General features: G+C 45.6%; 19 protein-coding genes and 1 pseudogene. 13 read left to right on the top strand and 7 right to left on the bottom strand.

What is annotated here, in order from left to right:
• The first annotated feature begins 300 nt into the window (after window positions 1–300).
• From ACFQY8_RS01140 to ACFQY8_RS01125, 4 genes are all read left to right on the top strand, one after another.
• Window positions 301–2,550, top strand: a complete 2,250-nt coding sequence (locus ACFQY8_RS01140) for an RNA degradosome polyphosphate kinase (RefSeq protein WP_377937798.1) — start codon at window positions 301–303, stop codon at window positions 2,548–2,550.
• Between the two features lie 155 nt (window positions 2,551–2,705).
• Window positions 2,706–3,881, top strand: a complete 1,176-nt coding sequence (locus ACFQY8_RS01135) for an NUDIX hydrolase (RefSeq protein ID WP_377937797.1) — start codon at window positions 2,706–2,708, stop codon at window positions 3,879–3,881.
• On the top strand, window positions 3,871–4,557 hold the full coding sequence (locus tag ACFQY8_RS01130) for a thymidine phosphorylase (protein ID WP_377937796.1): 687 nt from the start codon (window positions 3,871–3,873) through the stop codon (window positions 4,555–4,557). The genes ACFQY8_RS01135 and ACFQY8_RS01130 overlap by 11 nt, the downstream gene beginning before the upstream one ends.
• 424 nt (window positions 4,558–4,981) lie before the next feature.
• The gene (locus tag ACFQY8_RS01125; protein ID WP_377937795.1) at window positions 4,982–6,178 is read left to right on the top strand and encodes a cobalamin-independent methionine synthase II family protein; all 1,197 of its coding nucleotides are present in this window, start codon (window positions 4,982–4,984) and stop codon (window positions 6,176–6,178) included.
• A gap of 164 nt (window positions 6,179–6,342) precedes the next feature.
• On the opposite strand, the gene ACFQY8_RS01120 is transcribed toward ACFQY8_RS01125, so the two are convergent.
• The 4 genes from ACFQY8_RS01120 to ACFQY8_RS01105 all read right to left on the bottom strand — a co-directional run bounded on the left by ACFQY8_RS01120 (window position 6,343) and on the right by ACFQY8_RS01105 (window position 9,545).
• Entirely contained in the window at window positions 6,343–6,849 is a 507-nt protein-coding gene (locus ACFQY8_RS01120) for a helix-turn-helix domain-containing protein (protein ID WP_449224236.1), read from the bottom strand.
• A 209-nt stretch (window positions 6,850–7,058) separates the two neighbouring features.
• A complete protein-coding gene (locus ACFQY8_RS01115; RefSeq protein ID WP_377937794.1) occupies window positions 7,059–7,799 on the bottom strand; it encodes an ABC transporter permease in 741 nt (246 codons plus the stop codon).
• 10 nt (window positions 7,800–7,809) lie between these two features.
• Window positions 7,810–8,520, bottom strand: a complete 711-nt coding sequence (locus ACFQY8_RS01110) for an ABC transporter permease (protein WP_377937793.1) — start codon at window positions 8,518–8,520, stop codon at window positions 7,810–7,812.
• A gap of 32 nt (window positions 8,521–8,552) precedes the next feature.
• The gene (locus ACFQY8_RS01105; RefSeq protein WP_377937792.1) at window positions 8,553–9,545 is read right to left on the bottom strand and encodes an ABC transporter ATP-binding protein; all 993 of its coding nucleotides are present in this window, start codon (window positions 9,543–9,545) and stop codon (window positions 8,553–8,555) included.
• 187 nt (window positions 9,546–9,732) lie between these two features.
• On the opposite strand from ACFQY8_RS01105, the gene ACFQY8_RS01100 reads away from it, so the two are divergent.
• From ACFQY8_RS01100 to ACFQY8_RS01085, 4 genes are all read left to right on the top strand, one after another.
• Window positions 9,733–10,584 carry a response regulator transcription factor gene (locus ACFQY8_RS01100; protein WP_377937790.1) on the top strand — a complete coding sequence of 284 codons (852 nt, stop codon included), beginning with the start codon at window positions 9,733–9,735 and terminating at the stop codon, window positions 10,582–10,584.
• 23 nt (window positions 10,585–10,607) lie between these two features.
• A complete protein-coding gene (locus ACFQY8_RS01095; protein WP_377937788.1) occupies window positions 10,608–11,870 on the top strand; it encodes a sensor histidine kinase in 1,263 nt (420 codons plus the stop codon).
• A gap of 165 nt (window positions 11,871–12,035) precedes the next feature.
• Window positions 12,036–12,398: a type II toxin-antitoxin system RelB/DinJ family antitoxin gene (locus tag ACFQY8_RS01090; protein ID WP_377937786.1), complete on the top strand. Its 363-nt coding sequence runs from the start codon at window positions 12,036–12,038 to the stop codon at window positions 12,396–12,398.
• Complete coding sequence (locus ACFQY8_RS01085; RefSeq protein ID WP_377937785.1) at window positions 12,391–12,654, top strand: Txe/YoeB family addiction module toxin; 264 nt, start codon at window positions 12,391–12,393, stop codon at window positions 12,652–12,654. The genes ACFQY8_RS01090 and ACFQY8_RS01085 overlap by 8 nt, the downstream gene beginning before the upstream one ends.
• A 220-nt stretch (window positions 12,655–12,874) precedes the next feature.
• Here ACFQY8_RS01085 and ACFQY8_RS01080 read toward each other — a convergent pair whose 3' ends face one another.
• From ACFQY8_RS01080 to ACFQY8_RS01070, 3 genes are read right to left on the bottom strand one after another with little or no spacing between them, the layout of a single operon-like run.
• Window positions 12,875–13,072 (bottom strand): helix-turn-helix domain-containing transcriptional regulator, encoded by a 198-nt coding sequence (locus tag ACFQY8_RS01080; protein ID WP_377937783.1) that lies wholly within the window; start codon window positions 13,070–13,072, stop codon window positions 12,875–12,877.
• Window positions 13,056–13,214 (bottom strand): hypothetical protein, encoded by a 159-nt coding sequence (locus ACFQY8_RS01075; protein WP_377937781.1) that lies wholly within the window; start codon window positions 13,212–13,214, stop codon window positions 13,056–13,058. Before ACFQY8_RS01075 ends, ACFQY8_RS01080 begins: the two co-directional genes overlap by 17 nt.
• Window positions 13,208–13,333 (bottom strand): hypothetical protein, encoded by a 126-nt coding sequence (locus ACFQY8_RS01070; RefSeq protein WP_377937779.1) that lies wholly within the window; start codon window positions 13,331–13,333, stop codon window positions 13,208–13,210. The genes ACFQY8_RS01075 and ACFQY8_RS01070 overlap by 7 nt, the downstream gene beginning before the upstream one ends.
• Before the next feature lie 764 nt (window positions 13,334–14,097).
• On the opposite strand from ACFQY8_RS01070, the gene ACFQY8_RS01065 reads away from it, so the two are divergent.
• The 5 genes and pseudogenes from ACFQY8_RS01065 to ACFQY8_RS01045 all read left to right on the top strand — a co-directional run.
• Window positions 14,098–14,406, top strand: a complete 309-nt coding sequence (locus tag ACFQY8_RS01065; protein WP_377937777.1) for a hypothetical protein — start codon at window positions 14,098–14,100, stop codon at window positions 14,404–14,406.
• Between the two features lie 18 nt (window positions 14,407–14,424).
• Window positions 14,425–14,694: a ribbon-helix-helix domain-containing protein gene (locus ACFQY8_RS01060; RefSeq protein WP_377937775.1), complete on the top strand. Its 270-nt coding sequence runs from the start codon at window positions 14,425–14,427 to the stop codon at window positions 14,692–14,694.
• 249 nt (window positions 14,695–14,943) lie between these two features.
• A complete protein-coding gene (locus ACFQY8_RS01055) occupies window positions 14,944–15,816 on the top strand; it encodes a tyrosine-type recombinase/integrase (protein WP_377937773.1) in 873 nt (290 codons plus the stop codon).
• A gap of 574 nt (window positions 15,817–16,390) precedes the next feature.
• Window positions 16,391–17,380 carry a hypothetical protein gene (locus ACFQY8_RS01050; RefSeq protein ID WP_377937772.1) on the top strand — a complete coding sequence of 330 codons (990 nt, stop codon included), beginning with the start codon at window positions 16,391–16,393 and terminating at the stop codon, window positions 17,378–17,380.
• Window positions 17,381–17,570: 190 nt separating this feature from the next.
• Window positions 17,571–18,499 (top strand): annotated as a pseudogene (locus ACFQY8_RS01045) (LPXTG cell wall anchor domain-containing protein); the annotation flags it as partial.

Here is an 18,499-nt window from a genome sequence, read left to right as displayed (position 1 = left end):
GCACGACTCGTTTTTTCTTCAAAGAATCTGCTTGTGTCACTTCAAAAATGACGGATAATTGAACTATCAAAACTTAATAGTGGTGCCCACAAGAAGTAAAAGCCACTAGAGAGCTTAAATTCCGTTGGGCGGAATGAATAGACTTTAACCGCCATAACAGTGAAGTTGTGAAGATATCCGCTAGGTTTTGATACCGACCCTTCGGGGTCGGTTTTTTATTGTCTCTGCCCCGATGACCCTAATTATCTCCCAATTTTTACGAAAGACTTTAAAAGTCATACGCCCTAATAAACTAGTGGTATGGCGCAACAATTCACAGGACCTAGCAAAGAAATACTCCGCAACCAGATTGCCGAGCACATTGCAGAAACCGAGAAAGAGGACAAGTACTCTACGCTCACTGCAAGTTATAAGCCTCTGCCTGGCAACCGTTTTTATGATCGTGAATTAAGCTGGCTTAAATTTAACCAACGGGTATTTGAGCTGGCTCAAGATGAAACGCTCCCTATTCTTGAGCGCACGAATTTTGAAGCCATCTTCGCAAGTAACCTCGATGAGTTTTTCATGGTACGCGTAGCAGGGTTGAAGCGGCGCATTAACTCTGGGATTGCAGTCCCTAGTGCGAGTGGTCTCAGTGCGCGTCAGCAGCTGCGCGAGCTGAGCGAGGAGGCACATCGTCTTCAAGATCAGCATGCCCATTACTTCACTCAGACACTCTTGCCTGAGCTCACACAGGAAAATATTGTACTGCTAAAATGGGCAGATTTAACACCTACTGAGCAAGAACGACTTACCAAGGTCTATCGTCGCTACATCTTCCCTGTGCTCACTCCTCTAGCGGTCGATCCAGCACATCCATTCCCTTATATTTCTGGAAAGTCTTTGAACCTCGCTGTCTTGGTGGAAAATGCAGCGAGCGGAAAGACACATTTTGCCCGCGTCAAGATTCCTGATAACTTGCCACGTCTCTATCCTGTAGATGACGCGGATGATACCTCCACAAACCCCGTCGAGGAGGCACACCGCCGTCATGGCTTTATCACTATGGAGAACCTCGTACTGAGCCATATCGAGACACTTTTCCCTGGCATGACTATCAAGGAAGCGCGAGCTTTTAGGCTTACTCGTAATGAGGACATTGACGTTGAGGAAGATGATGCAGAGAACCTGCTGAACGCTATGGAACGTGAGCTTCTTCGTCGACGTTTCGGACCTCCTATCCGACTTGAACTCTCTGACGTCACCAGCCCATATCTGAGTAAGCTTCTCGCCACTCAGCTGGGTGTGGACGAGTCGGAAGTGTATCGTCTTCCTTCGCCGTTGGACTTAACCTGCCTGTTTGAGCTTCATGGTGTCGATCGTCCAGATTTGAAATATAAGAGTTTCATTCCTACAACCAACCGTCAAATTGCTGAAGTAGAATCCAGCCGTGCGCAGGATATCTTTGCTGCGATTCGAGAAAATGACATCTTGCTTCATCACCCGTACGATTCCTTCTCTACATCCGTTCAGGCGTTCTTGGAACAGGCAGCGAGCGATCCAAAGGTCCTTGCTATCAAGCAGACGCTATACCGCACCTCTGGAAACTCACCTATCATCGATGCTCTCATTGATGCAGCGCACGCAGGTAAGCAAGTGCTTGCATTGGTCGAAATTAAGGCACGCTTCGACGAAGAGGCAAATATCGCATGGGCACGAAAGTTAGAGCGCGCAGGTGTTCATGTCGTTTACGGTATCGTCGGATTGAAAACTCATTCCAAACTATCCATGGTAGTGCGCAGTGAAAATGATGGTCTGCGCCGCTACTGTCACATCGGTACCGGAAACTACAATCCAAAAACTGCGCGTACTTATACCGACATGGGATTGCTCACGTGCGACCCCGTCGTGGGACAAGATTTAACGCGACTGTTTAATCAGCTTTCTGGATACGCACCGAAGTCGAGTTTCCATCGTCTCCTCGTCGCTCCTCGCACCATCCGCACAGGATTGATTGAACGAATTCGCCGAGAAGAGCAGGCAGCTCGTGATGGCAAGGAAGCTTGGATAAAGATTAAAGTCAACTCCTTGGTCGACGAGAAATGTATCGACGCTCTCTACCGCGCAAGTCAAGCAGGAGTGAAGGTAGACATCGTAGAGCGTGGAATCTGTGCTTTAAAGCCAGGAGTTCCAGGTCTTAGCGAGAATATTCGCGTTCGTTCCATTCTCGGTAGGTTCCTTGAACATTCACGTATCTTTGCATTTGCTAATTCTCAAGGTCCTCAGATAGGCGAAGGCCCAGTTTCCGGTCCTGAAGTGTGGATAGGATCTGCAGATTTGATGCACCGTAATCTCGACAGACGTGTTGAGGCTCTCGTGCGTATCACAGATACTGAGCAGATTCAGGCGCTCATTGATTACGTTGATTTGCAGATGTCCGACACAACAAGCTCTTGGCACATGCTCCCCGACGGCTCCTATGAACGCCACGCTTTTGACTCAGATGGCAAACCTCTCACAGATAGCCAGGAAAAGCTCATTGAACGTCATACTCGGAAACGTCGCTCATAAAAGTCACACATGATACCACTGATTGTTCTTAGCGCTTGCAACGCTACTCATTGCCTATCATCAATCATCAAGGTGCCAATGAGTAGTCATCAGTGGCTATCTTGCTGTAAAGTAACGTAAGTTAACGTTTTCTGCGCACTCGAAAGCACAGTATTATGGGTAAGACAAAGAAGGATAAACAGTCTCCGCACATCGTTAGAGCCGCGGGTACTGTTACTTATCGTTATTCAGATGGTGGCGAGATTGAAGTTTGTGTCATTCATCGCCCTCGATATAACGACTGGAGTTGGCCAAAGGGTAAGCTCAATGCCAATGAGTCACTCTTTCATGCTGCCGTGCGGGAGACCGCAGAGGAAACTGGCTATGATGTCATGCTCCAATCTCCTATCGGTTTTGTCTCGTATCCACTCGGGACACATGGCGAAGATACGTCCTTCATGCCACTACCTTTAGCCTCACGGTGTGCTCCTGATACTGACATTACCTCTGCCATCGCATCAGATATCAAAATTAAGCAGGTGACATACTGGACGGCGCAATGTATCGGCGAGCCCGATACGTCTCTGTACACGTGGCGAGAATCTACTTTCCTACACGCCACACGCGCTACCAATGACGAGACCGACGAAGTACGGTGGGTTAGCATTGATGAGGCAATCAAACTTCTTACCCGTGACGACGATAAAAACATTGCTCGCAATTTTGCCCGACGTATAGCTCAACATTCCATTACTAACGCTTCTACCATTATTCTCGTGCGAAATGCTCAGTGCATTTCCGCGAAAAAGTGGGAAGGACATCCTATAGACCGTCCGCTCACTCCACAAGGGGCAGCTCAAGCATTTGCGCTACTGCCTGAGTTGAGTTCCTATCTACCTTCGCGACTTTATGCGACGAACGCGCTACGGGTAGTTTCTACGCTCGCCCCATGGAAGCAGGCTACTGGAGAAAATATTCGTATCCTTACGGTGGAAGATGACACTGCTTCACGTTATCATGAGCGCACGTATACAGTTACATCACCTCGCCATATCAGACCGCAATCAAACGATTGCTTGTATGCGTTGGGGGAAGTGCTCGAGTATGCGTTAGGTGGCCCACACCGTACAAGCGTTTTCGCAGCTACTCGCAGGCAACTTGCACAGATGTCTCAGACTCTCTCACAATTTGCAGAAAACGAATGTGTCGCTTCTCAGCTAAGAAGAGCACTCAATTCAAAAAAATCCCTCAAACACGCAGAAGCACTCGCACTTACCATAGTCCCTTCGCCTGATGCGTCGCAGGGATGCACCATTCTCAACGCGATGAAGGTAAAACCAATTGTCTTCTAACTCCATAACACATGCAGGCTCGGCATTCCGCTCAGCGCGGTCGGGTACTGGTTCGGCTCGTTTTTCACGCCCAACACAGCTGGATCAAGCTATGCTCGACCATATGGCAGGCGGAGCAGACCCCGAAGCGCTACGCGAATTAGCACACTCTACAGCGGCCGCACTTTTGGACAGTGTGCACCATACCCAAGATCCTGAAGTTGTCCAACGCGTTATCACGCTCGTGGATGCTGAAGGGATTGAGCCGATCGCAGAATTATGGGCAAACACCGATGCCCAGTCTCTTCCCGGCATCTTATGGCGACTCTATATGATGCGCACATGGATGCGACGCAATCAAAAGTCTCTTGCCACGCTATGGAGAGAGGGTGAACTTCCTCCTACGGCTGCTTCAGCCATTGCTGGTATCAATTCTTCTCCTAATGCAGAAGACATCGCGAGTACGGCGGACTCTATTCTCTCCGGAGCATTTACTGGCGACTTTGCAGTTGCTCTCGACCGCGCAGCAACTTTCTGCATAGTCGTCTCTCGCGCACTTGCTGCGCGTGCGCACAAACCAGAAAATTCTGAGCTCAACCGTCACAACGCAATACTCAAGAATGCACGATCTCTCGCAACCACTGCTCAAGATTTTGCCTCCGGCGCAAAACTTTGGCGCGAGAACGCACTGCACTAGGCACAAAGGAGAAACATCTTCTCCGACACCATAATTTCACACAACTTGGTTTGTGGCTGCTCGCACTGTACAATGAAACTCGCATCGGATCGTGCATTAGCCCCGGGCTTCATTTTTTGCCGCTGCGAGCGGCCTGCGCGCCGACAGGCGCTTTTCGCGGTTCGATGCTTATTTTTCGATGTTTATTTTGTATTCATTTATGCATAGCGTTTCTCGTCCAAATCGAATCCATGCTTTCCATCTCGCATCTTTTGCCACGTAACTTTCAGCTAATTTTATACGCGTTTCTACGCGTTATAAGTTCCTGATATAGCGAGTCAAGAGTGTCTTGCGCATGAGAAAAGTTTTGTCTCATACAATAGGAGCAGTTTCACCAGAAACATCTACCACGCGCTGTAAATGTTTTACGATTTAAGGAGACACCATGACCATAATTCGCACTAGCCACGTCGGTTCTTTACCTCGCAGCGAAGAACTTCTCAAAGCCAATCAAGATTTTGCACAAGGCACTATCTCACGCGAGCAACTCGCAACAGTTGTCACGAATGAGACAGATAAGGTCGTCGCCAAGCAACAGGAAATTGGTATCGATATTGTTAATGATGGCGAGTATGGTCATGCGATGACCGAAAAGGTTGATTACGGTGCTTGGTGGAGCTACTCTTTTGAGCGCTTTAGTGGCTTAGAAATTCTCGATGAACTCCCTGAGCATAAGCCGACTCCGGAAGGAAAGCTCGAGCTTGATAACATGGGAGACCGCCGTGATTGGAATGCGTTTGCTGATGCATACTTTGACCCGACTTCGGGGATTCACCTCGCGAGTGGAGCACCCGTATGGCCGACTGTTACCGGTGAGTTGAAATACACCGGAGAAGAAATCGTAAATCGTGACATCCATGCGTTGAAGGGAGCGTTGGAGAAAGTTGGAAAACCTGTATCTGATGGTTTTATTGCTTCTCTCTCCCCTGCAGCAGCTTCGCGCATCGGAAACCAATATTATGACAATGATTTGGACGCAATTTGGGCATGGGCGAAGGAACTTCGCAAAGAGTACAAACTCATCACAGATTCTGGCCTAACGGTACAGATTGATGCCCCAGATTTGGCAGAGTCTTGGGACCAATTCAAGGTAGCTCCAAGCGTAGAGCAGTATCGGCAGTTCTCTCGCGAGCGCATAGAAGCGCTCAATTGGGCACTCGAAGGTATCGATCCTGCACAGGTACGCTATCACGTATGCTGGGGCTCCTGGCACGGACCACACTCTACAGATTTAGAGTTTAAGAATATCGTAGATTTAGCACTGTCCGTACGAGCAAATGGCTTGACGTTTGAGGCAGCGAACGCACGACATGAGCATGAATGGAAAATCTGGAAAGACATCGATCTCGCCCCAGAAAAGTACCTAATCCCAGGTGTCGTATCTCACGCTACTAATGTCATCGAACATCCGGAACTCGTCGCCGATCGTATTGAGCGCTTTGTATCTCTCGTCGGATCTGAACGCGTGGTAGCTTCGACTGACTGCGGGCTGGGCGGGCGCGTTCACTCTCATATCGCATGGGCGAAGCTTGAGACGCTCGCTGCCGGAGCGAAGCTTGCTTCCGAGCATATGAGTAGGTAATGTGCGATTCCCCTGTCGTCACAGTGACTGAGCGCCCAACGTGACGCAATTGCAGCTCGGCCCTTTATAATTTAATCTTCACCTAGCTTACTGTGCCGAGGCACAAGAAGGATAGTACTATATATCACTTATGCCTCGGCTTCTTTTGACTTTTAATCTCCCTTTTACTCTTTATCGTCTTTCTCCATAATGAGAAAAATGCTTCCCGCCAGCGTACCAGCAAAAATAAATGGTGCTAGTCGCATAAATATCCATTCAAAGCCGTGACAAATGACACCAAGTACAGCCGTTTCCGGATCATGATAGTTCCATGACAGGTATGGGCTGCCAGCAGAAGCAAGAGCTATAAAGATGGCAACTGTAGCAACGCAAAGAAGAATGAGTATCCACAGGAGAATTGTGCGGTGCTTTTCTTTTTTGTGCGCTAGCTCGCTATTGGTAATTTCTAATTTTTCTGAAATTTTTTCCATTTCATCTGCTTCTTTCTCAATGATGTTTTCTCCGAGGAGCATACTTACTCGAGTGTCAAAAACCTCAGACAAGCGAATAAGCATTTGTGCATCAGGAACGGATAAACCTCTTTCCCATTTAGAAACCGTCTGCCGTACAACGCCAAGTTCAAGTGCAAGGTCATCTTGGGAAAGTCCTTTTGCTTTTCTCATTGTTTTTATATTTTCGCTAAGAATGAGAAGCCTCCTTTCCTTTTCTTGTCACTGTATTCTTTTCCTCTCGTTGCGGCAAGCAACGTCGAATAACATTTACCGCTAGTGCGGCGTGTGACTATAAATTTTCACAGAAATATTCAAGATTCTTGCGCGAGTATCATGGCAATACTACAAGCGAGTAACCTAGTGGACAGAAGAGTAGAGAGGTTCTCGAACTATTTTGAGTCAACGTCTTTCTTTCTTAAAATGGCAACAGAGATAATAATAGGAATAACGATGTAGCACATCGTCATGATTATAAAAGTAGTTACGTCATGAGCACTTAATCCACTTGTTCCATTACTATTCATAGAGATTTGAAGCAAGCTAAAAGGATAATACAGCTCAAGTCCTTCGGCAGTCACACCAAGTCCGGCTATTCCCAGCACCATTGCTATCGCAACAGGCGCGGCAAAATTGCGGACAAACAACGAAATGATAGACTGCACAGAAATGACAGCGATTCCCGCTAACCAGCCGCGTACAAGCCATAAGCCAAATTCGGGCGGGAAATTTCCAGGAACTCGGAGAATTCTTCCACTTTCCCAGTAGAAAATACCGACCATGCTTAGGACAAATCCAAAGAGCAAGGATGCTACAACAATCTTTGATACCACTAATGCAGTCATCGTGACTGGCTGTGTGAGGACGATATTCCAATTGTTGCGTTGATGCTCAAAGTGCCAAAGATATGAGCATATTATGCCGATAAGTGCAGGAGAAAAGAAATAGCACAAGAATAGGCTATGCTGTGTCCATAGATTTGCCCAACTTGGAGTCAATACGCCAAGATTATTAACATAATTAAACGACCCCATAACTGCTGTAATAAGAGGGATAACGACAAGGACTACCCATACAGTCGAACGGCTCATCTTGAGCAATTCTGCTCGAAGAACATTCATAAACATTCGCATGAGACTCTCCTTAGTTCTCTTTGTTGACAAACCAGCGAAGTGAAACGGTGTAGAGAGCGATGATAACCGCTGCCAGAATCGCCACATACCCCCATGGATAGCCCATACGGTAATAGCTTACGGATCGTCCAGCTCTATCCCAATTCATTCCCACAAAATTTAGCAGGGCAAAATACGAACTCGGCATGAATCTCATGACTGAAGGAGGGAAAAACATGGAAAAGAGACCCAGCAGACTCAGTATCACTCCTATTGACATGGGGACGAACTGATTCTCTACATAGAGAGAAATAATCTGAATCACAATGATAAAAAAGATACACACTATGTACTGAGAAAACGCGAAAAACAAAATGTCTGATGCAGTCACAGCATCTGCATAGTGATACATTTTTCCAGTCACAAGAATCGTTATAGGCTGTACACAGCACACAATCGCCATTAGTAAAGCTGCTACTACAAATTTTGCTGTAAACAGTTCACGCGGTTTTTGCATAGTCATAAGTTGCTTAAAAGCATGCCCCTCATACTCATTTTCACATATGCGAGATGCAATAGTGGCGCATAGGATTGGCATAAGAATTGCGTTATACAATGGAGCTCCATAAAAACTTCTCGTATATCCGTCCGCAATACTGCCTTTACCTGTTGTAGCACATTTTGCAAGAATCGGTACGGAGATAAGAAGGACAAGCCATATATGCTGCCTACGCATTTTCATGAATTCGAGTCTTACGTCAGATACTAACTTTTTCATCGTACGACGTCCTCTCTCATATTTTTACTTAAGGGTTCTACCCCGCCATCAGTCTCCTTAACGTCTTCCGTCATACTGAGAAATATAGATTCCAAATCCTCATGATGCTCTTCCACACGGAGCACATCAATTCCTTGAGTGATAAGAAGCCGCGTGACGTGGGCTATCACATCATCGTCAAGCACATTGAGAGTAAAATATCCTTCTTCATGCGAGTCAGCTTGGACATTGTAAAAATTATCGCGGTCGCTCATCTCTGTCTTCAGAATATTTACTGCACTTTCACTATCTGTCGTTCTTATGCTTACCCATGAGTGCGCCTTCCTATGAAGTGATTCGAGACTTCCGTCAAACTTCATCGAACCATGGGAAATTATTCCCACGTACTGAGCCATTTGATCAATTTCGGAAAGAAGATGGCTTGATACAAGAACTGTCATTCCGAAAGCGTGTGGCAGAGTACGTATGAGTTCTCGAATTTCTTGAATTCCTGCTGGATCGAGGCCATTTGTCGGCTCATCAAGAAGAAGTACCCGAGGTCTGCCAAGTAGCGCAGCTGCGGTTCCCAGCCGCTGCTTCATACCTAAAGAGAAATGTTTTACTAGCTTCTTCGATTGAGGATCAAGCTGTACAGTATGCAGTGCTTCAGCTATAACAGATTCAGGGAGATTCTTGAGATGCCGAACAATGTCCAAGTTCTCATAAGCGGTAAGATTGCCGTAATAGCTTGGCTGTTCGATAAGCGAACCAACAGAACGCAAAATCTCCAAACGATTTTTCTGATTCATAGGCGTGCCTAATACAGAAACTGACCCACTTGTTGGATGAATTAGACCAAGAATCATTTTCATCGTGGTAGTTTTACCCGCTCCGTTCGGTCCTAGAAACCCGTAAACGCTTCCTTGCGGAATATTAAGATTCACCTGCGAGACAGCAGGCACGCCTTTATATATTTTCGTCAATTCACGAGTGGAAATTGCACTATCCATAAATTCTCCTTTAGTACATTACAACGTCTCTTAAGCTGCGCCCATCCGCAACTGAATGATTTACCTCTGCCATAATGGCAAATTCGTCTTTCGTCATACTTTCGCAAACCTTACAGTTTTCTTACGAAAGTTACGATTATCACCCTAGAGGGAAAGTATTCACATAGAGAGCCGTAGAATTACGTATATGTCTCCTGATTTGTCTATATACACACCACGCGAGAAAGTCTCTCCACCACTCACGCCTGACGTATTCCATACAAAGCGCATCCTCGTGGTAGAGGACGAGGCGGAGCTTCAAAAATTACTGCTCAATATTCTTCGCCGAGACGGCTATATCGCTGTTCAAGCAGCAGGAACTGTCTCCCACGCTCTTGAGCTCGCCAAAACATGGAGACCGGAAGCTTTTCTCCTTGACGTGATGCTGCCTGATGGTGATGGATTTGAGCTCCTGCGAATGATTCAGAAAGACAATACCTCCCCAGCGCTCTTTCTGTCTGCACGTGATGAAGATGAAGCACGATTGCACGGTCTCGGTATGGGAGCAGATGACTATATAACCAAGCCTTTTCTTCCTCAAGAACTACTACTGAGACTCAACGCCGTTCTCCGACGGACATATACCGTGCCATCAGTCTCCCACACAGTATCCATAGGTTCTAGCCAAGTAAACGGCGCCGAGCATGATCTCCTCACTTTAGGGGACGTAACGATAGACTTTTCAACTGGTATAGCTCACCAAGTAGCTCAGAAAAATTCACAATCTATGCCAAAACCTATAAAGGACATACCTTTAACAGCGACAGAACTCACTATCCTCAAAATATTACGTGACAACCGTGGAATTATCGTCACTACTGACTCACTTATGGAGTCTGTATGGGGAAACTCTTTCGGTTATGAAAATAGTCTCATGGTTCACATGCATAGACTTCGCGACAAAATCGAAGAAGACCCTAGCAAACCACAATGGATCCTCACAGCACGCGGACTAGGATACCGCCTTGCTGCGCCTACAGCTCCATCTCAAACTCTCTAATAGCAGATTTACAGAAAACCAGCATGAATATTTTCGCTCATAACCCCTCTATCACACATTTCACGCGCCAGATTCTTTTCCTCTTCATGTCGCTGCTCTTCGTCATGCTCGTCAATGGTCTCTTTCTCATAAGCGCAGCATACCTAGGTACCGTAAAAGCCGACAACACCTCAAAAGTAGAGCACATCGCACACGCACTAACCTGTAATTCATCTGGCACATGTAATCTTTCATCTCCAGTACGCGAAGAGCTCCGTTCCTCTCATAACTGGGCGATGTTCCTCGACAAAAACGGACATGTCATCTGGAGCTACCGCAAACCGCGCAATATTCCTAACACTTATTCACGCGCTGATATCGCCTCATTCACACGCTGGTACTTAAAGGACTATCCCGTGGACGTGTGGACGAGTAACGGCAACTTATTAGTGCTCGGTTATCCCCGAGATAGTCTGTGGAAATTCCTGCTCGTTCAAGATATGCGCGACATGTGGTTTTTCCCTGTAGGGCTGCTGCTTAACGTCGCAATGCTGCTCATCATCACTTACGCAATCACACGATTTAACGCGCATGAACGAAGCAAAGCTCGGACGGAATGGATTGCAGCAGTATCTCACGACGTGCGCACGCCTTTACAACTCATTCTCGCCTATTCTGATGAAATTTCTCACAACCTCGATAATGATGAGGAAACTCAGAGCCTTGCACAGCAGATAGTGGCAAATACGAATCATGTAGCACTGCTCATCTCTGATTTGAACATGGCGAACCGTCTAGAATATGCATCACAATCACTCACTATGAAAAAACAACGTATAGCGCCACTCATTCGGTCAACTATCGCCCAAATCATCAATGAGGGAATCGAAGAGAAGTACGATATAGCAGTCAATATCAGTGATGAAACGCAGAAAGTTGAGGCTAAAACCGATGCATCACTCTTTTCCCGTATGATCACTAATCTTGTGCGCAATAGTATCAAGCACAATCCAGACGGCTGCACTATTACCATTTCCGCAACTATAACTCGCTCAGGTTTTTTGAAGCATAAAAAGAACCTCGAAATTATCGTAGCCGACTCAGGCTCAGGGTATCCACAAGATATCCTGAGCAGCCTGCGTGATGTGAACTCTCAATATTCTCATTCTGCTTTGAAAACGCTCCCTGAGCACGGACTAGGGTTAGTCATCGTATCGCGTATCGCCGGCGCCCATCACGGTTTCGTAGAATTCAGAAACTCACAAACTGGCTCAAGTGAGACGATTATCACGATTCCGTGCGCGTAGGATAGAAGACGTGGGGAAGGGCACTTCTATTCCGTTTCTGCTTCTGTAAAGAGTTTTCAGCTCTTGCCGCACACGTATCTGTAAGTCACGCAGGCAAGCGCAGATTAGTCGATAAGGATGCGGCAAGAATTTTTATATGACTACTAGCCACGGAGCTAGGTTGTAGTGATTCAATTGATAAATCAGGATAAGAGAGTATCTCCAATCAAAATGAACGCAAATGCCGAATTGCCTGCATTATGCTATACTTTTGCTACACATTATGAGGAGATTACCATGGTACAAGTCAGTTTCAGGATAGATGAAGAAACTAAGAGTGAAGCAGAACACACATTAGAGGAAATTGGTTTGAGTATGTCTTCTGCACTCACTATTTTTCTGAAAAAAGTTGCTCGTGAACAACGCATACCCTTCGAATTAAACGTTGACCCATTCTACAGCGAGGAAAATATGGCGCATCTTCGCGCCGCGAAAGCACGGATGGACACAACAGGTGGCACAATTCATGAGGTAAATTACGATGATTAAAGCCTGGGATGATGAGGCTTGGGAAGATTTTCAATACTGGCTTACTCACGACAGGAAGATGAGTAAACGTATTCTTGACATTCTCAAGGACATTGACCGTAACCATTATCAAGGAATCGGGAAACCTGAACCATTACGTGGTGATTTATCTGGTTATTGGAGCAGAAGGATTGATAAATCTAATCGCCTCGTCTACACCATTGAGGACGGAATGATAAAAATTATTCAGTGCAAATCACACTACCGTAATACTTAGTATCATCTCTATAACGGCTCCTGATTTATCTTTCTAATCATTACAGCTTGTTAGTGTGTTAGAAAGTTACCTAGCGCGATATCGTACAGACAGGATTAAGTTAAGTTTGGGCGAGATAAGTTCCATAGAGTATAGAAGGAGGTTAGGATACGCGGTCTAAAAACGTCCACACGCCTTTTCTAAAAAGTATGTCTATAAACGCATAAGCTCATAGACATACTCACGCGTATGCAGGCTCCTTAACTTCATGGGTTTCATGCTCAGACTCTTCCATCCGGGAAGACTCAGTAATAGAGAGATTCAAGCCAAGTCCATCAAGAATACGCATAAGGGTATCAAGACGAGGATTACCTCTATCAGACAGAATCTGATACAGACTTTCTCTTGGTATACCAGCTTTCTTAGATAGTTCCTTCATCCCCTGGGACTTGGCTACTTCGCGAAGAGCTGTAGTAAACAAGTGGGGGGTCATTCGCTTCTAAAGCAGCATCGAGAAAATAAATAACGTTTTCGGAATCGTCAAGGTATTCCTGAATATCAAAATCTGTAACATTTACCATAATTTATTCTCTTTCAACTGTGCAAGAATCTCTTGCGCTTTCCTAATATCACGCTGCTGACTACTCTTATCTCCACCAAAAACAAGAAGAACGGTAACGTCTTCTTTTGCGTGAAACATACTCGATACCCTGCACCAAAATGAAATCGAGCTTCCTTTAAATCGCCCTGAATTGTTTTTATATCGCCAAAAACAATTCCTTCACTCTACCATTGCAGAAGACGTAACTGAATCTGCGCCTGAGCCGACCTATCCTTCAGCTTCTTAAGCCAACGATTAAACTCGTCAGTCTTCTTTAATCTCGCATAACATATTGTAAGACATACCTTACATGTGGTCAATACACCAGATACCGATAAGAATCTTGATTAATCCCGATTTGTCAATCTAAGTTAAACAAACTATTTGTGTTAGACTCGGATAAAATACGAGAACAAAGAAATGGACCTACCGGTCAGTTTGTGTGTAAGTTTTGGCTTGTAAAGCATTAGTTTACTAGACAGTTTAAAACTGTTCACATACTTTGAGAACATATGGTATGAAAAAGTCTCCTGACCGACCATAGTGTGGTTGTCACCACCGCCTTATGAAAAACGGGTAACAAGCGCGGGAAAACCCAATATAGCTGTTTCCATCTTTCAATGAAAAACAAAGGAAAGTGCCCCCACACGGACTCGAACCGTGAACCCACGAGAACCTCCAATAATGACATCGGTTTCACAATTGCACAGAACTTCATGACGATTCTTCTTGCTTGGAAGGGCCTATACCTTGCAAATGTCGCAAGCAGAGAACTTCAAGATATGGCAGAACCATGCGAGGTTAACGAATAATATCTTCTGTTCAAAATGAGCACAAGTTTAAGTATGGAGAATTCTTGTATTATGTATTACAATAAAGGTTATGAACATATAAATGCCATGGATGCGGAATCGATACCCATCGTTCATAGCCGAGTACATCGCAGGCATCCGGAACTCTCTGATGATGATGTGCGGCATGCTTGGTGGAATAGTATTAGTACAATTGCGCGTCCCGACACTACTCCGCGTCAATATGTCAGCATCGGAGTCGACAGCTCAGGACGAGTCGTTGAGATGGTTGCTATTCGTGGAAAGGATGGCAAGTGGCTCATTTACCACGCCATGACACCGCCAAGTAAGAAAACTCTCCGTGAAACAGCACTTAGTTAGGAAGGAAGGGGACGGATAATGGATGAGGATTATATTTTTCGTGAATTTGGTGTAACTGATGAACAGCTAGATGCTATGGCTGGTGAATATGAAGATGGCACTTGGGATGGCCCCGTAACTAAACCACGGCGCGGTCGTCCTCGCCAATTTGACGAGGATAATTCAATCGTTACTTTTAGACTCACGCGCAGCGATATCGATAAGCTTGATAGGTTAGCAAATTCTCACCATCGCACACGTTCTGAGTATCTTAGAGATGCCGTTTCGCAATTACTTGCTAACGTATAGAAAAAGATATTGTCGTAGTCGCAGAAACCCCGTGGCGGAGATTTTTCTCCGCCATTTTTATTTCTTGCTTCTGTTCATTGTGAACAGAAGCAGTTTTCTACTACTCACTCATCAAGTTTTGTACATGATTTTTGTCTTTTCCAAGTATTGTATACATAATTAGGAATGCTGAAGCCACTGCTGTTTTCAGCACAGAGCTTCACACGTTCACTCTATTTTCTTTTCTCTTGGGAAAGGTCGTGCTTATTCATGGAATTCTTATCTCACCGTCAACCACCCGAAGACTGGATTCCTTACATTGATGGGTGGGTTGGTGAGATGAGATTCCGCAACTTTAGTCAAGCAACTATTCAAGCATGGTGGTACAGAGTTAGTGCTTTCGCTCTCTATATTAACGCGGAAAAGAAAGACCCACTTAGTATTACACGCCACGATATTATCGAACGTATGAGCAGAGAAGTTTCTGTCTCTACCAAGCGTTGCGAATTTAATGCTCTACGATCCTTCTACGCATACATGTTTTCCAATCATCTTATCCCTGAAAACCCTATGGACGGGTTGCCTACTATCAAACGTGTTAAAAAGAGACAGGCTCCAGCTCAAACCCAGAATGTACAAAAAGGACTCGAAATCGCAGACGAAGACACAAAACTCATGATTGAACTCGCTGTGGAATTAGGGCTTCGTCGCAACGAGATTGCTAGCATTTACTTACCGAATGATCTTATTGAAGATCTCATGGGATATTCTCTTATCGTGCACGGGAAAGGACGTAAAGATCGTATCATCCCGTTGACTGCAAGTATTGCTCATACACTTACCCACCGGAATCCTGGCTGGTGTTTCCCTAGTATGTATAACGCTAGTAAACATATTCACCCCGATACTGTTTACCGGCGTATCAAAGATACAGTAAAAGAATCTACGCATAGTTTACGTCGTAAATTTGCGACCGACCTGTACCGTGCAACAGGAGGAGACCTCCGCGTAGTCCAAGAAAGTCTTGGACATGAAAGCCTCGCGACAACGCAGCTCTACATATCTATTAGTACGCAAGATATGAGGAACGCGATAGATAAACTCGAACGATTCCACGAACTCCAAGCAAGACAATACCGATAGAAACTTCTGCTCATTTTGAACGCAAGCATAAAAAGGTACAGGGAGGTATGAGCTTATCCCATACTTCCCTCACAATCTCATTACTAGGTTATTAAGCCGTAACGGACAGCTGGATCTAGCACAATGGTATCAACGGAATGGATTTATACCTGGACCAGACCCATTACGCTTATATCTTGATATCAACACAAAGTAGGAAATGGCTTCTGTTCAAAATGAGCAGAAGCCATTCTTTTATATAAAACATGTTTTCTTTTCTGCTCATATCAATATAGAAAGGAGAACACCATGAACGCTACAAGTATCGGGTATCTAAATTTAGCGATATGCATCATCGGTTGGATCTGTATCGCGACCGGTTGTATAGCTGATAATAAAATACTCGGAAAGAGAATATGGCTCAGAGAAATAGGGTGCATACTCGTTATCTTGTCCGTTACTCGTGGTTTTTTGCGATTGCTACGCAACTAATTGCTCTGGGATAAAGAAACATTGTGACATTTCCCCAGCATTATCACAAGACACACCATATAATAACAAATACATAAAAATATAAGAGGAAAGAAGAGATATTATGTCGAATACTACAGAAACAGAAACTACTGTTATCCCACCAGTCGAAGAAGTTGACATTAAGACAGTGGACACGAAGCGTAAAAAGACAATCATCATCAGCACGGTCGCTGGGGTCGCAGCTCTTGCTCTTATTGCTGGTGGAGCATTCGGAGTACATAGTTTGCGCTCTTCTAAGATTACAGCGTGCGAGAATGCTAACGAGTCTTACGCTCAGGCGTGGAAGAAGTACGAAACAGTCAAGGCTAAGGCTGATAAGACTTCCAAGACGATTACCACAGCAGAACAGGTTGCAGACTCAAAGACTTTTACCACATTCACAACAGAATACGGTAAGACCAAGAACACTACAAAGGTACAGTCTTTGAACTGTTCAATCTCCTACACTCAGGCGTTTACTGCTGATACGAGTCGCTTAGATAAGGCAACAGAACAGTTGAATAGGACTGTTAAGGCTCTGGAAACTACTGTAAGCAAGGTTGTGAAGTCTAAGGAAGTAAAGGATCTTGAAAACACCAAGCAGGCGGTACAGGCGAAGCTTGATGAGATGAATAATCTCTTGAGCTCGTCTAACGGGCAGGTAGCGGATAATGCTACTCGTGATAATTTGCAGAACCAGATTAATGCTGTTACTGCAGCGTTGAATGATAAGAAAGCTACTGTGGAGTCGTTGAATAAGGCTCTTGAGCCTGTTCAGGGTGTGATTGATGGTGTGAACGCGAGCATACAGCAAAAGCAGCAGGCAGACCAAGCTGCAGCTCAGGCAGCAGCGGCTGCTCAGGCTCAGGCTCAGGCGAATAGTAGAAGCTACTCAGCAAACCGTTCATACACTGGTACACGCTCGAATAATGGTGGTTCATCGCGTTCTAATGGTTCTGGCTCGTCGGGTTCGTCAAGTTCGGCCGGCACTTTTGACTGGCGCTCCGCGCTATCGGGGCAAACTGGCGGAAGTTGCACTGAACATAATAACTGCCAGTTTGAAATCGGCTAAACAAAAATAAATCTCTTCTCCCCTTCGTCGGAGCACCCCTTACGGGTGCTCCATTTTTTTATATAAAATCGCTCCTTTTTCTTGCTCATATTAAGTAGGAAACTTCTTCTCTCTTTCTTTACTACGACAAAACCAGAGGAGAGTTTTCTGAAGAATAATTATTCAAAAGAAGTAAGGAAAGTTAGGGATTATGACATTACATAAACCTTTCTGGCAGCCACTCATAAAAGGCGGAGCACTCCTCGTAGCAGCATCCACCCTTTTCGGTGGTGCTCTCGCCTATGCAGACGACATCGGTGGTGGTTCTGCTACCAGTCCTGATGGAGGTTCTGGCGCTTATAGTGCGAAAATCGTGTGGGCGACCAACGATAACTTCGGTCCAGCAAACGATGCAACCGTCACAAGCGTACTCACCGGTCAACTCGCAGGCAAAGTAGACAGCACCGCCCAGGGCAATATTACTCAGGCAACAACAGCTGCTCGCCAAGAATGCGAAACCAACTACGCTAACCGCCATGGCGGAAACGCGACTGGTGCGAACTGCCGCGTCTTTGGTGTTGGTGCCGTGCGTACCAACGAGGATGGTTCCATCGCGCGTAGTAACGGCGGCTACCGCGAAGACCAATGGCTCAGCGCATGGGTTAACGAGGTTAAAGACAAAACTTATATCCATACAGGTAAAGAAACTTATGATACCTCGACTCGGATGTCTACTGGGCAGACGATTAACGATATCGCAGCACGTGAAATGCGTGGCGGTAACCATGCTCTGGTCGTAATCGTGCTCGCTGCTGACCAGCCAAAACTGTGGGACTTTACCCCTGATAAGTCGTGGGTCAAATACTCTAATGGTAAATGGGCAACCGTTATTGACGCGAAGCATACCAACACCACCGGTGCAGACACTCAAACCATCCTTGATGGTGACAAGCTCGGCTCCGTGGTTAATGGTAGCTTGGGTGAGAACCTGGGAGACAGCCTAGGCGAGTTCAAACTGGTGGATGATTACACGGCTGCGGATTATTTGTGGGATCCAGACATGAACGACGTGCATGTGTATGCTGCTCCAATCCCTGAGGCTTCCACTACCGTTTCCTCAGTCGATGACATCCTTACTAA

The organism is Alloscardovia venturai, from assembly GCF_042676605.1.
GTDB classification, from domain to species: Bacteria; Actinomycetota; Actinomycetes; order Actinomycetales; family Bifidobacteriaceae; genus Alloscardovia; species Alloscardovia venturai.
This window is presented reverse-complemented; position numbering and strand designations above follow the sequence as displayed.

Coding starts and splice junctions, on each gene's coding strand:
- ACFQY8_RS01140 (WP_377937798.1), top strand. CDS start 301: ATGGCGCAACAATTCACAGGACCTAGCAAAGAAATACTCCGCAACCAG.
- ACFQY8_RS01135 (WP_377937797.1), top strand. CDS start 2,706: ATGGGTAAGACAAAGAAGGATAAACAGTCTCCGCACATCGTTAGAGCC.
- ACFQY8_RS01125 (WP_377937795.1), top strand. CDS start 4,982: ATGACCATAATTCGCACTAGCCACGTCGGTTCTTTACCTCGCAGCGAA.
- ACFQY8_RS01115 (WP_377937794.1), bottom strand. CDS start 7,799: ATGCGAATGTTTATGAATGTTCTTCGAGCAGAATTGCTCAAGATGAGC.
- ACFQY8_RS01110 (WP_377937793.1), bottom strand. CDS start 8,520: ATGAAAATGCGTAGGCAGCATATATGGCTTGTCCTTCTTATCTCCGTA.
- ACFQY8_RS01105 (WP_377937792.1), bottom strand. CDS start 9,545: ATGGATAGTGCAATTTCCACTCGTGAATTGACGAAAATATATAAAGGC.
- ACFQY8_RS01100 (WP_377937790.1), top strand. CDS start 9,733: ATGTCTCCTGATTTGTCTATATACACACCACGCGAGAAAGTCTCTCCA.
- ACFQY8_RS01095 (WP_377937788.1), top strand. CDS start 10,608: ATGAATATTTTCGCTCATAACCCCTCTATCACACATTTCACGCGCCAG.
- ACFQY8_RS01085 (WP_377937785.1), top strand. CDS start 12,391: ATGATTAAAGCCTGGGATGATGAGGCTTGGGAAGATTTTCAATACTGG.
- ACFQY8_RS01080 (WP_377937783.1), bottom strand. CDS start 13,072: ATGAAGGAACTATCTAAGAAAGCTGGTATACCAAGAGAAAGTCTGTAT.
- ACFQY8_RS01075 (WP_377937781.1), bottom strand. CDS start 13,214: ATGGTAAATGTTACAGATTTTGATATTCAGGAATACCTTGACGATTCC.
- ACFQY8_RS01070 (WP_377937779.1), bottom strand. CDS start 13,333: ATGTTTCACGCAAAAGAAGACGTTACCGTTCTTCTTGTTTTTGGTGGA.
- ACFQY8_RS01065 (WP_377937777.1), top strand. CDS start 14,098: ATGTATTACAATAAAGGTTATGAACATATAAATGCCATGGATGCGGAA.
- ACFQY8_RS01060 (WP_377937775.1), top strand. CDS start 14,425: ATGGATGAGGATTATATTTTTCGTGAATTTGGTGTAACTGATGAACAG.
- ACFQY8_RS01055 (WP_377937773.1), top strand. CDS start 14,944: ATGGAATTCTTATCTCACCGTCAACCACCCGAAGACTGGATTCCTTAC.
- ACFQY8_RS01050 (WP_377937772.1), top strand. CDS start 16,391: ATGTCGAATACTACAGAAACAGAAACTACTGTTATCCCACCAGTCGAA.